The organism is Kitasatospora sp. NPDC036934 (genome assembly GCF_055608425.1).
Genome location: NZ_JBVJQR010000037.1, coordinates 36,582 through 49,436, shown reverse-complemented (window position 1 = coordinate 49,436; position 12,855 = coordinate 36,582). Strand labels below are relative to the sequence as shown.

The following is a 12,855-nucleotide window of genomic DNA, read 5'->3' as shown; positions in this document are numbered from 1 at the left end:
GGACGGCAGTGATGGACTTCAGCCTCTTCTTCTTCGCCGACTCCGGCGGCCACTCGGCCGAGGCCGGGAACTACCGGCTGCTGCTCGACAGCGCACGGTTCGCCGACGACCACGGCTTCACCGCGGTATGGACGCCGGAACGTCACTTCCACTCGTTCGGCGGCCTCTACCCCAACCCTGCGGTCACCGGCGCCGCGATCGCCTCCGTCACCCGGCGGGTGGGAATCCGCGCGGGCAGCGTCGTCGCCCCGCTGCACCACCCGGCTCGGATCGCCGAGGAGTGGTCGGTGGTCGACAACATCTCCGGCGGGCGGGTCGGAGTCTCCTTCGCCTCGGGCTGGCACGCCCAGGACTTCGTCCTGCGGCCGGAGAACTACGCGGACCGCAAGGACGCGCTGCTGGACACCGTCGACACGGTGCGCCGGCTGTGGAGCGGCGAGCAGGTGGACTTCGCGGACGGGAACGGCGAGAAGCGGCCGGTACGGATCTACCCGGCACCGGTACAGCCACGGCTACCGGTCTGGATCACCAGCGCCGGTTCCCCCGACACCTTCCGCGCCGCGGGCCGACTAGGCGCGGGCGTGCTCACCCACCTGCTCGGCCAGGACGTGGCCGAACTCGCCGAGAACATCGCACGGTACCGGCAGGAGCTGGCCGAAACGCACGGCGACGACGCCCCCGGGCACGTCGTCCTGATGCTGCACACGCTCGTCGGCCACGACCGGGACCGGGTGCGCGAGCAGGTGCGCAAGCCGCTGACCGACTACCTGCGCAGCTCCGTCGACCTCATCGTCAAGGCGGCGTCCGGCCTGCTGCCGCCGGGGCTGGACGTCAACCGGCTGCCCGAGCGGGACAAGGAGTTCCTGCTCGGCCACGCCTTCGACCGCTACTTCACCAGCAGCGGCCTGTTCGGCACCGTCGAGGACGGGGTCCGGACGGTACACGCGCTGGAGGCCGTCGGCGTCGACGAGGTGGCTTGCCTGATCGACTTCGGGGTGCCGCACGACGAGGTTACGGACTCCCTGCACCGGCTGGCCGAGCTGCGGCTCGCCACCGCCTCCTGACCGTCCGGCACGCGAACGGCGAAGGGCCCCTCCGCGGAGGGGCCCTTCGCCGTTCGCGTGCTGCTCAGCAGACCTTGAGGATCCAGCCGAAGGGGTCGGACCGCCGCCCGTACTGGATGCCCAGCAGTTCCTCGCGCAGCCGCATGGTGATCGGACCGGGCTCGCCATCCCCCACGGTCCAGCCGCCCGACACGCCCCGGACCCGGCCGACCGGTGCCATCACCGCGGCGGTGCCGCAGGCGAACGCCTCGGTCAGCTCGCCGGCGGCACACTGCTCGCGCCACCCGGCCGTGGAGATCCGGCCCTCGCCCGCGTCTATGCCCAGGGTGGGCGCCAGCTTGAGCAGCGAGTCCCGGGTGACGCCGGGCAGCAGAGTGCCGGTCAGCTCCGGTGTCATGATCCTCGGTCGGCCGCCCTCGGGGGCGTGGACGAAGAAGAGGTTCATGCCGCCCATCTCCTCCACCCAGGCGTGCTCCACGGCGTCCAGCCAGACCACCTGGTCGCAGCCCCGTTCCAGGGCCTCCCGGGAGGCCGCGAGCGCGCCGCCGTAGTTGCCGCCGACCTTGACGAAGCCGGTACCGCCGGGGGCCGCTCGGGAGTAGTTCTCGCTGAGCCAGACGGTCAGCGCCCGGGGCTTGGCCCCGCCGCCGAAGTAGGCGGCGGCGGGCGAGGCGATGACGCAGAACAGGTAGCTGCTGGACGGCTTGGAGAAGCCCAGCCCCCGCTGTGTGGCGATCATGAACGGGCGCAGGTAGAGGCTGGTGCCGGGGGTGGTGGGCACCCAGTCGCGGTCCTGGGCCACCAGCAGTTCCAGCGCCCGGACGAAGACGTCCTCCGGGACCTCGGGCATCGCCATCCGGCGGGCGGAGGAGTTGAACCTGGCCGCGTTCACCTCCGGCCGGAACAGCACGATCGCCCCGTTGTCCTGCCGGTACGCCTTCATGCCCTCGAACAGCTCCTGGCCGTAGTGGAACACGGAGGTGGCCGGGTCGAGCGTGAAGGAGCCGTAGGGCTCCAGCCGGGCGTCGTGCCAGCCGCGCTCCTCCGACCAACGCATCGTGACCATGTGGTCGGTGAAGTGGTCGCCGAACCCGGGGTCGGCGAGGATCGCCTCACGTCGGGCCTCCGGCACCGTCTCCCGGGCCGGAATCATGTCGAAGTCGAGGGTCACCGCTGGCCTCCAGGCAGGGGTCGGGCAGGTCGTCGAAGAACGGGTGGTACGGCGGCAGGGCCGGTCAAGACCGGTGGTGCACGGTGCAGGGCAGGGCCGCGAAGCCGCGCTGGTGCGGGGAGTGGACCCGGCGGGAGTGCGGGAGGTCGATCTCGTAGCCGTCGACGATCGTGCCGATCTCCTCCAGGGCGACCCGCATCTCCAGGTTGGCGAGGGCGGAGCCCAGGCAGTGGTGCGGCCCGCGCCCGTAGCTGATGAGCTGGCTGGTGTCGCGGTCGAGGTCGAAGCGGTGGGCGTCCGGGAAGACCCGCTCGTCACGGTTGGCGGAGGCCGGCAGAGCGGCGATCCGGGAGCCGGCCTTCAGCTCGATGCCGTGCAGGACGAGGTCCTCGGTCAGGGTCCGCGCGGTCATCTGGCTCGCCGAGTCGTACCGCAGGGTCTCCTTGACCCACTCGTCGGCACGGCCGTTGAGGCCCTGGCTCTGGACGTCCGGCAGCAGGTGACCGTGGTACCAGGCGTTGCCCAGGGTCTTGCCGGTGGACTCGTTGCCCGCGCTGATCATCAGGAACAGGAAGGCCACGATCTCCGCGTCCGAGTGCTTCGTACCGTTGACCTCGGCCTCGATCATCCGCGTCGTCACGTTGTCGCCGGGGTGGCGGCGCATGTGCTTGACCAGGTCCACGAAGTAGTCGGCCAGGCGCAGGGCCGCGGCCACCGAGTTGGGGCCGCGCTCGTCGGAGCCGTCCGCGCGCTGGTTCAGCTGGTCCGTGTCGGCCCGGATCTGGTCCCACTCGTCGGCCGGGACGCCGAGCATGTCGCAGAGCACGTCGTTGGGCACGGCGGCGGCGTAGTCGGCAGCGAAGTCGAAGCGCTCCAGGTCGCGCAGCGGCTCCAGCCGCTCGCGGGCCAGCTCCCGGATCCGCTGTTCCAGCCCGGCCACCCGGGCCGGGGTGAACATGGAGCCGACCAGGCTGCGGTGCGCACCGTGCTCGGGCGGGTCCATGGCGAGGAACAGACTGGTCTTGACCGCCTCGGGGCCCCAGAGCTCGGGCTCCAGGGAGATGCCGTTCCGGTTGGAGAACAGGGCGGCGTTGCGCAGGACGTCCTTGACGTCGGCGTACCGCGAGACGGCCCAGAAATCGCGCTCCTCGTTGCGGTAGAGCGGCGCGTTCTCGCGCATCCACGCGTACGTGGGATAGGGATCCTCGTGGATCGCGTAATCGAATGGGTCATAAGCCGGCACCGGCATCGCCGTCTCAGCTTCTTCCCGCTTGGTCAGAGCACTCATTCCCATCAACGCAAACTCCATTGCCCGGGTCGACAGAGATCCACCGTGAACCTAGAGTCCGCCCCCCGGACCGTCGCGTCCCGGAAATCGGGGGCAGCGGATTACACCAGGTCAGAGCAGTGCCGATGTCCAACGGTTCAGGGTTTTGACCAGGCGGAGAGTCTGGTAGATCTTGCTGCCGTCATCTACTGAAGTCTGGAGGCCGAATTGATTAGGATTGACATTCTCACCAACTCGCCGGTCTATCTGGTCGGCCTCGCCCAGACCCTGAGGAACTCCGGCATCCAGGTGGTCGCCACCCGCAGCTCACTGGAGGAGGAGCCGTTCTGGCTGGCGGACGCGCTGGTGGTGGACGCCGAAGCGCTCCCCGAGGACGGCCCGCGGCACGTCTCCGAGATGGCGCAGAACGCCACCGTGCTGGTGGTCAACCACCGGACGCCGGAGAAGGCCGGGGCGTACCTGTCGGCCGGGGCGGTGAGCGTCGTCGCGAGACGGGAGCCCGCCGAGCGCATCGCCAGCGCCATCCGGTCGGTGGCCGGCGGCCCGGCCCCGCGCCCGGAGACCATGAGCACCGCCGCTCCGGAGAGCACGTCGAACCCCTTGAAGGACCTCAAGCTCTCCGGCCGGGAGGAGCAGGTCCTGCGCTACATCTCTCTCGGCATGACGCACGGTCAGATCGCCACCCGGCTGGGCATCAGCTCGCACACGGTGGACACCTACGTCAAGCGGATCCGCTCCAAGCTGGGCGCCGGGAACAAGGCGGAGCTCACCCGGGCGGCCATGCTACGGGCCGGCCACCACACCGCCGGTGACGCCGCTCCTCGGGCCGAACTGACGTCCGCCCATGTCCTCACCCCGGCGTGAGGACCGGCAGCCCCGGCCCGCCCGGCCGCCGGGAGCTCCCACGATCCCGCAGCAGTACGGAAGGAACGCCATGGACGAGATGGAAGAGGTCTTCGCCCGGATCAACGCGATACGGCAGGACCTCCCAGAGCGCGGACGACTCCGGGACGAATCGACGCTGAAGGAACTGACACGCCGCCTGGAGGTCTCGCCGGGCCTGCGCCGGCGGCCCGCGGTCCAGGCCCTGATGGACGATCTGCGCACCTTCGAGCCCGGCAAGCGGATGGAGGCCGTCAAGGCACACGTCAACACCCGGCGGGACAATCACCTCTTCTCGCTCTTCGACGCCTCGTACTTCCCCCGGCTGAGCCTGGACTACCTGACCTACGAGACCCTGCCGACCGACCCGCACCTGGCGGAGCGCTACCCGAGCCCCACCATGCCCGTCACCATCAGCGGCCGGACCGAGGGGTTCGGCTCCCGCGTGGTGGTCGCGCTCTTCCCGGAGAACCACCTCGACGGGGTCCAGCGCCCCGACGACCTGATCTTCTACTTCATCGACAAGTTCGTGGAGCGGCACAACCGGATCACCCGGCGGCTGATCGACGAGATCGTGGAGCCGGGTTCCTTCCCCTCCCTCCGGGGCGCCCCCGACGAGGTCGTCCAGCAGGCGTCCTCGTGGTGGGTGCGGCTGCACGAGTACCACCACCGGCAGGGCGACATGCCGATCCCCGACTTCCTCCCGGCGAAGAAGGCCAAGCCGCTGGCGGGGCTGGAGGAGCTGCGGGTGGACGTCGCCGGCATGCTGGTCTGCCTGCACGACGACCGGCTGCCGCCCGGTCCCGCCCTGCGGACATACGAGTACATCCTGGCCGAGCGGCTGCTGCGCTACGCGGTGGAGGGCATCCCGCGGCCGAACTACGACGCGGTGGCCTCGCAACTGCTGTTCAACTACCTGATCCGCCACGACGGGATCCGGCTGCGCGAGGGCCGGATCGGGCTCGACCCGGCGCTGCCGGCCGTACTCGAGCGCTTCCTCGACGAGATCCGGCGCATCGAGTCCGGCGTCCACCGCGTGCCGGTCGAGGAGGTCCGCCGGGAACTGCTGGCGTTCACGAACGAATACACCGACTACGACCCGGAAATCGGGGACTACCGGCACATCCCGTTCTTCTCCGACGTCAAGCGGCGGCTCGGGGTCTAGTGCCCCCCGCTTTTTGGGGACATCCGGTGGCCGGACCGGCTGACTACGTTGTCGAGCATGGACGTTCAGGCCCTGTCTCATGTCATGCTGGCCCGGGCCGACAAGACCCCGGATGCCGTCGCGTACGAAAGCATCGCCACCTCCGGCCTTGTCAGCACGCTGACGTATTCGCAAATCGCATCCCGTGCCGGTGAACTCGCCCGACGAATCGGCCGGAGCAGCGACGGCCCTGTGCTGATCGCGCTTCCGGCCGGTCTGGAATACCCCGTGGCGGTTTTCGCGGGATTCCTCGCCGGACGGCCGGTGATCCCGGCCTTTCCCCCGGACCACACCGCCACCCCCGACCGCACCCGGCTGGCCGGGATCATCGCCGACGCCCGCCCGGCGGTCGCGGTGGCGGCCGGGCCGCACCCGGACCTGGCGGTGCCGACGGTGCTCCAGGTGCCGGGTCCGGAGGCGGACGGCGCCGCGCCGTACGTGGCCGCCGAGCGGGACGTCGCGGTCGTCCAGTACACCTCGGGCAGCACCGGACGGCCGCGCGGCGTGCTGGTCCGGCACGAGAGCCTGGCGGCCAACACCGCGGCCATCGCCGACCGCTTCGGCCTCGACCCGGAGTCCCGGGCCCTGACCTGGCTGCCGCCGTACCACGACATGGGACTGGTAGGCAGCCTGCTGACGCCGATGGCGGCCGGCATCCCGATCCGCATCCTCCAGCCCGGCGACTTCCTCAAGGCCCCGATGTGGTGGCTGCGGCAGATCAGCGAGACGGGCGTCACCCACACCGGGGGCCCGGACTTCGGGTACGACCTGTGCATCCGGCGGGCCAGCCGGGACGACGCGCTGGAGGGGCTGGACCTGTCCAGTTGGCGGGTGGCCTTCAGCGGAGCCGAGACGGTCCGGCGCCGCACCCTGACCGAGTTCGCCCGGAAGTTCGCCCCGGCCGGGTTCCGGCCCGAGGCGTTCCTGCCGTGCTACGGCCTCGCGGAGGCGACCCTCATGGTCAGTGCCGGCCACTGGTCCCCGGACGCCGGAGAACCGGACGCCCCGGTCAGCTGCGGCCGGCCGGTACCCGGACAGCAGGTCGTCGTGGTAGACCGGGAGGACCTGACCCCGGTCCCGGACGGCACCGAGGGGGAGATCTGGATCGCCGGCCCACACATCGCCGCCGGGTACCTCGGACACGGGGACGACGACGGGATGTTCGGCGAGCTCGACGGGGTGCGCCACCTGCGCACCGGCGACCTCGGCCGCCTCCGCGACGGCGAGCTGTACATCACCGGACGGGCCAAGGATGTCCTGGTGCACCGCGGGGTGAACCACCACGCCGTGGACGTGGAGGCCGCGGCGCTCGACGCCGTGGGCCGGACCGGCCGGACGGCCGCGGCCTTCCTGGTGGAGACCCCGTCCGCGTCCGTCCCGGTGCTGCTGCTGGAGGTGCAGGGCACCCCCGGCGAGGAACTCGCGACCGAGGCCCGGGCGGCCGTACTGGCCCGGACCGGACTGCGGCTCGACGTCGTGGCGCTGGTCCGGCCGCGCGCGCTGCCCCGCACCTCCAGCGGCAAGGTGCGCCGCTTCGCGGCCCGCGAGTCCTTCCTGAACGGCGAGTTCGACCAGGCGGTGACGGTGGGCCGCGCGGCAGCCGAGGCGCTCACCACCGGCCGCACGCACGACGACGACGCCACCACCGACCTGACCACACTGGTCTGCGGGGTCATCGCGGGCACCGCCGAACTGACCAGCTGTCACCCCGACGACGAACTCGTCGCGCTCGGGGTCGACTCGCTGCGGGCGGCCGAGGCATCCGCCGTGCTGGAGCACGCCCTCGGGCTGGCCGTCCCGCTGGAGACCGTGCTCACCTCGGCCACTCCTCGGCAGGTGGCCGACACCCTGCTGGCGGGCTGGCTGTCCACCGGGCACAGCGCGGCGCTGGTGCGCACACGCCTGAACGACGTCTACGAAGGTACGGGAGCACAGTGATGGACCTCGACATCGGACGGAACCTCGTCCACCGCTGGCGGACCGTGGTCCCCGAGACCCCGCAGGACCCGGCCGGACCAGCCTCGTTGACCAAGGCCCAGCACGGCATCATGGTCTTCGAACGGCTCCACCCGGGCACCTCGGTCTTCAACGTGCGCTTCGCCGCCCGGCACACCGGCCCGCTCGACGAGGCCCGGTTCGACCGCGCGCTGGCCGACCTGCTGCACCGGCACCCCAACCTGCGCAGTGGCTTCCGGCAGGGTGACGACGGCCCGGTCCGGACCGTCGACGGGTCCGCGGTCCTCACTGCCCGGTGGACGGACCTGCGGCACCTGCCGCCCGGCAAGCGCGAGCAGGAGGCGCTGGAACTCGCCGAGCGGCTGGCGGCGGAGCCCTTCGACCTCGACCGGGCTCCGCTGGCCCGGGTGGACGGCATCCGGCTCACCGACCAGGAGCGGCTGCTCGTCTTCACCGCACACCACCTGATCTGCGACGGCGCCTCCATGCAGGTGCTGCTCGCCGACCTCGACACCGCCTACCGGGACGGACTCACCGCCGTGGTCCCGGTGCCCGCCCCCGCCCAGGCTCCGGCCGGTGCGCTGTCGTACTGGCGGCAGCAGCTCGCCGACCTCCCCGAACTGGACCTGCCGACCGACCGGGTCAGGCCCGCACGGCCGGGATTCGGTGCGGACTCCGTCGAGGTGGTCGTGCCGGATGAGCTGGTGGCCCGGGCCGAAGACCTGGGGCGGGATGAGAACGCCACCCTGTTCATGGTGGTGCTGGCCGTGTTCCAGTGGCTCATCGCCGAGCACAGCGGGCAGTCCGACTTCGCCGTCGGCTCCCCGGAGGCGGGTCGCTCCCGCCCCGGCGAGCACCGGGTGGTGGGCCTGCTCTCCGACCTGCTGCTGCTGCGTGCGGACCTGACCGGGCGCCCGTCCTTCCGGGAGCTGCTGCGCCGGGTGCGCGCCACCTGCCTCGGCGCCTTCGCGCACCGCGGGGTGCCGTTCGAGGACCTGGTCGCCGCCCTCGCGCCCGGGCGCCACCTGGACGGCTCACTGGTCCGGGCCAGCCTCTCCTTCCAGGGCGAGTGGGGCCCGCTGCAGCTGGGCGGCGCCCCGCTCCAGCAGGTCGCGACCGGGCGCCCCGGTCTGCGGTACGACGTGGACCTGCACCTGTGGCGGAAGCCCGAATGCCTTTGGGGCACCTGGGACTACAGCACGGAGCTGTTCGACCCGAGCACCGCCGCCCGGATGGCCGCCCGGCTGCCGGTCCTGCTGAGCCGGGCGCTCGCCGAGCCCGACCGGCCGCTGGACCGGCTGGACCTGCTGACCGAGGACGACCGGACCCTGCTGGACCAGTGGGGCCAGGGGCCGGACACCGACGACCCGGACACCAGCCTGGTGGCGCTGGTCGCCGCCCAGACCGCGCGCACCCCTGACGCCGTCGCCGTCGAGGACGCCCGGCACTCCCTGACGTACCGCCAGCTCGACGAGCGGTCCAACCGGCTCGCGCATCTGCTGGCCGAGCGGGGGATGGAGGACGGCGACATCGTCGGCATCCGGCTGGGCCGGTCCGTGGAGCTGGCCGTGGCGATGCTCGGCATCATCAAGATGGGCGGCGCGTACCTGCCGCTCGACCCGGCCTACCCGGCCGACCGGACCACGTACATGCTCTCCGACAGCGGGGCCCGGCTGGTCGTGACCGAGGCCGAACTGGCCGCGCTGGACCGCCAGCCGGACACCCCTGTGGACCGCGCGCCGGTCCGCCCTGACCAGCTGGCCTACGTCCTCTACACCTCCGGCTCCACCGGCCGCCCCAAGGGCGTCCTGGTCACCCACCGCAACGCGGTGCCCATGGTGCTCTGGGGCCGGCGGACCTTCACCGCCGAGCAGATGTCGCGGGTGCTCGCCTCCACGTCGGTCTGCTTCGACGTGTCGGTCTTCGAGTTCTTCGGCCCGCTGTGCACCGGTGGCACCGCCGTGGTGGTCGACAACGCGCTGTCGCTGCTGTCCGACCCGGTGGACGTCTCGATGGTCTGCTCGGTGCCCTCCGCGGCCCGGGCCCTGATCGCGGCGGGCGCGCTCCCGCGCAGCACCCAGGTGGTCGGGCTCGGCGGCGAGGCCGTAACCGGCACGCTGGTCGACGACCTGTACGACACCGGGCACGTACGGGCCGTCGTCAACCTCTACGGGCCGACCGAGGACACCACCTACTCGACCTACGCCGTGCTGCAGCCGAACGAACAGCCGCCGCCGATCGGCGTGCTGCTGCCGCACGGCCGCGGCCTCGTCCTGGACGAGGCCATGCGCCCCGTGCCGGTCGGCGCGGTCGGCGAGCTGTACCTGGCCGGCCGGGGCGTCTCCCGCGGCTACCTCAACAGGCCCTCGCTGACCGCGAGCCGCTACGTCGCGGACCCGTACGCGAAGAACCCGGGCGAGCGGATGTACCGCACCGGCGACCTGGTCCGGTACCGCGCCGACGGTGCGCTGCTCTACCTGGGACGACGCGACTTCCAGGTCAAGGTGCGCGGACAGCGCATCGAGCTGGGCGAGATCGAGAGCGCCCTCCTGCGCCACCCGGACGTCCACGAGGCCGTGGTGGCGCTCCATGAGGACCGTCTGACCGGCTACCTGACAGCCCGCGAGGGCACCGCGCTCGACCTCGACGAGGTGCGGGCGTACCTGCGCCGGACCCTGCCCGTGGTGATGGTGCCCAGCAGCCTGATGCTGCTCGACGCACTGCCGCAGACCCCGAACGGCAAGGTGAACCGCCTCGCACTGCCCGCCCCGGCCGCCCCGGCCGGCGTCAGCGGGGAGCCGCCGCGAGGGGCGGACGAGGAGCTGATCGCCGAGGTGTGGCGGGAGATCCTGGAGCTGGACACGGTCTGCCGCGACGACGACTTCTTCGACCTCGGCGGCGACTCACTGCTGGCCGGGGAGATGCTCAGCCGGCTGCGTTCCCGGGCCGGCGGCGCGCTGCCACTGCGCATGGTGTTCGAGCACTCGCGGCTGGCCGACCTGGCCGCCGCCCTTCCGACGGGCCCCACGACCGTCCCCGACGCGGTGACGCCGCGGCCTCCCCAGGCCCCGGCAGTGCTCTCCTTCGACCAGCAGCGGGTCTGGCTGGAGAGCATGGTCAAGGGCGGCACCGCCTACAACGTGCACGGCCGCCAGTGGCTCACCGGGCCGCTGGACGTGCCTGTGCTCGAACGCAGCATCCGGGCCATGATCGGGCGCCACGAGGTCCTGCGGACCAGCTTCCCCGCGGAGGGCGGCCTGCCACGGCCCCGGGTGGCCGCGCACGACCCGTCCTGGCGGCTGACCGTTCGGGAAGCGGGCAAATCCGGCCCGGACCAGGCCGAGCGCCTGGCCGACGCCCAGGCCGGCACGGTGTTCGACCTGGCGACCGGGCCGCTCTTCGACTGCCTGCTCGTCCGTGTCGACGACCAGCGCCACCTGCTCAGCATGACCATCCACCACATCGTCTCCGACGCCCACTCGGTCGGACTGATCCTCCGCGAGCTCTCCGCACTGTACCGGGCGGGTGGCGAGCCGGAACGCGCCGAACTGCCCGAACTTCCTTTCCAGTACCTCGACTTCGCCGCGTGGCAGCGGGCCGAGCTGAGCGGCGAGCGGCTTGCCGCTCAGCTCGGGCACTGGCAGCGGCAGTTGGCAGGGGCTTCCCCCGCACTGGCCCTGCCCACCGCGCGGCGACGGCTGCCGACCCAGAGCGCGGCCGGCGGGCGGGTGCGTGCGGAGCTCACCCTGGAGGCGTCCGCCGCCCTGCGACAGCTCTGCCGGGCCCACGACGTGACCCCGTTCATGGCGCTGCTCGCGGCCTACGCGACCGTGCTCGGCCGCTGGTCGGGCCAGGACGACCTGGTCGTCGGGGTGCCGGTGAACACCCGTGCCACCGCCGGGGCCGACGCCCTGGTCGGACTGTTCGTCAACACCCTCCCGCTGCGCATCGGGCTCACCGGGGAGCCCTCGTTCCGCGAGCTGCTCGACCGGGTGCGCCAGACCTCGCTGGAGGGCTACGGCAGCCACGCCGACACCCCGTTCGAAGCACTGGTCAGCGCGCTGAAGCCGGTTCGGGACCCGGCCCGGACACCGGTGTTCCAGGTCATGCTGAACATGATCGAGAGCGCCGACGCGGAGTGGCGACTGCCCGGGATCACGGTCGAGACCCCGGCCCACCCGGTGCAGCCCAGCAAGTTCGACCTGAACCTCGACGTCCACCATCACGGCGACGGTTACCGCTTCGACCTGCAGTACCACGCACAGCGCTACGACGCCGCCGCCATGGAGGTCCTGCTCCGGCAGCTCGACGCAGTGCTCACCGCAGCTGCGGACGACCCGGAGATCGGCATCCGCGCGCTGCCCGTGCACGACGGCGACCGGGTCGGCCCGGAGCGGCCGGCCACCTTCCCGGGGCTGTCCGCCGGGGACCGGTTCGCCCCGCTGTCAGGCTCCGTCGAGCACTGGGAGGCCGCCGTGACGGCCGAGGGCGCCGCCCTCGTGCTGCCCGACCGGCCGTCGGCCACGGCCCCGGAGGCGCTGCTCCGTCTGCTCCGCACCTCGGCGGTGACCGCCGTCGAGCTGGGCGCACCGCTGCTCCGGGCCCTCACCGGCCACGCTCCCGGGGCGGTCCTGCCGCTGCTCCGGCACGTCTTCCTGGTCAACGACGGCTCACTGACCGCCCACGACGTGGCACGGGCCCGGAGCCTGGCGCCCGGCTGCCGGGTGGTGGCGGTGTACCGCCCGACGGCCGACACCCGGCCGACCGCGGTGTACGAGGTGCCCCTGCACTGGTCGCCTGCCTCGGCCCCGCTGCGGGTGCCGATCGGCGACCCCGGCACGGCCCCGGTCCGCACGGCGGGCGGGCTGCCGGCCGCCGTCGGCGAGCTCGCCCGGTTGCACCCGGCGGACGGGAGCGACGGGCAGCCGGTGCGGCTGCGCCCCGACGGCCTCCTGGAGTTCGCGGGACCGGCGGACGGACCGGACCTGCTGGAGACCGTCGCGGCCCTGCTGGACCTGCCCGGGGTCGCCGACGCGGTGGTCACCGCCCCGACCCGCGCCGGGGAGGGGCCGGCCGCCTGGGTGTCTGTGCCGCACGCCGCGACCGACCCGGTCGCGGTGCGCCAGCACCTGGTGGCCCGGCTGCCGCAGTACCTGATCCCGGAGCGGCTAGTGCTGCTGCCCCGCATCCCGCTCGACCCGGAAGGCCACCCCGACCTGTCCGCCCTTCCGCACCCCGCGGACCCCGCGGACCCCGACACCGACCGTAACGACAACCCGCAGGAGTAACC

At 72.4% G+C, this 12,855-nt stretch carries 7 protein-coding genes; 5 read left to right on the top strand and 2 right to left on the bottom strand.

Annotated elements, in window-relative coordinates:
- The first annotated feature begins 11 nt into the window (after nucleotides 1–11).
- A complete protein-coding gene (locus ACZ7BZ_RS34530; RefSeq protein ID WP_470361799.1) occupies nucleotides 12–1,064 on the top strand; it encodes an LLM class flavin-dependent oxidoreductase in 1,053 nt (350 codons plus the stop codon).
- 64 nt (nucleotides 1,065–1,128) lie between these two features.
- On the opposite strand, the gene ACZ7BZ_RS34525 is transcribed toward ACZ7BZ_RS34530, so the two are convergent.
- Together ACZ7BZ_RS34525 and ACZ7BZ_RS34520 are read right to left on the bottom strand one after the other, a co-directional pair.
- Nucleotides 1,129–2,217 (bottom strand): branched-chain amino acid aminotransferase, encoded by a 1,089-nt coding sequence (locus tag ACZ7BZ_RS34525; RefSeq protein WP_470361812.1) that lies wholly within the window; start codon nucleotides 2,215–2,217, stop codon nucleotides 1,129–1,131.
- Nucleotides 2,218–2,299: 82 nt separating this feature from the next.
- Nucleotides 2,300–3,415 carry a cytochrome P450 gene (locus ACZ7BZ_RS34520; protein WP_470361798.1) on the bottom strand — a complete coding sequence of 372 codons (1,116 nt, stop codon included), beginning with the start codon at nucleotides 3,413–3,415 and terminating at the stop codon, nucleotides 2,300–2,302.
- Nucleotides 3,416–3,730: 315 nt separating this feature from the next.
- Between ACZ7BZ_RS34520 and ACZ7BZ_RS34515 the strand changes: the two genes are divergently transcribed.
- From ACZ7BZ_RS34515 to ACZ7BZ_RS34500, 4 genes are all read left to right on the top strand, one after another.
- Nucleotides 3,731–4,387, top strand: a complete 657-nt coding sequence (locus ACZ7BZ_RS34515) for a helix-turn-helix transcriptional regulator (protein WP_470361797.1) — start codon at nucleotides 3,731–3,733, stop codon at nucleotides 4,385–4,387.
- 70 nt (nucleotides 4,388–4,457) lie between these two features.
- Nucleotides 4,458–5,570, top strand: coding sequence for a DUF6421 family protein (locus tag ACZ7BZ_RS34510; RefSeq protein WP_470361796.1), 1,113 nt, complete (start codon nucleotides 4,458–4,460; stop codon nucleotides 5,568–5,570).
- 57 nt (nucleotides 5,571–5,627) lie between these two features.
- Nucleotides 5,628–7,547, top strand: coding sequence for a non-ribosomal peptide synthetase (locus ACZ7BZ_RS34505; RefSeq protein ID WP_470361795.1), 1,920 nt, complete (start codon nucleotides 5,628–5,630; stop codon nucleotides 7,545–7,547).
- Complete coding sequence (locus ACZ7BZ_RS34500; RefSeq protein ID WP_470361794.1) at nucleotides 7,547–12,853, top strand: amino acid adenylation domain-containing protein; 5,307 nt, start codon at nucleotides 7,547–7,549, stop codon at nucleotides 12,851–12,853. Before ACZ7BZ_RS34505 ends, ACZ7BZ_RS34500 begins: the two co-directional genes overlap by 1 nt.
- Nucleotides 12,854–12,855: the final 2 nt, after the last annotated feature.

Bases quoted from the DNA above. Each gene is read 5' to 3' on its own strand.
- ACZ7BZ_RS34530 (WP_470361799.1), top strand. From the start codon at position 12: ATGGACTTCAGCCTCTTCTTCTTCGCCGACTCCGGCGGCCACTCGGCC.
- ACZ7BZ_RS34525 (WP_470361812.1), bottom strand. From the start codon at position 2,217: ATGATTCCGGCCCGGGAGACGGTGCCGGAGGCCCGACGTGAGGCGATC.
- ACZ7BZ_RS34520 (WP_470361798.1), bottom strand. From the start codon at position 3,415: ATGCGCGAGAACGCGCCGCTCTACCGCAACGAGGAGCGCGATTTCTGG.
- ACZ7BZ_RS34510 (WP_470361796.1), top strand. From the start codon at position 4,458: ATGGACGAGATGGAAGAGGTCTTCGCCCGGATCAACGCGATACGGCAG.
- ACZ7BZ_RS34505 (WP_470361795.1), top strand. From the start codon at position 5,628: ATGGACGTTCAGGCCCTGTCTCATGTCATGCTGGCCCGGGCCGACAAG.
- ACZ7BZ_RS34500 (WP_470361794.1), top strand. From the start codon at position 7,547: ATGGACCTCGACATCGGACGGAACCTCGTCCACCGCTGGCGGACCGTG.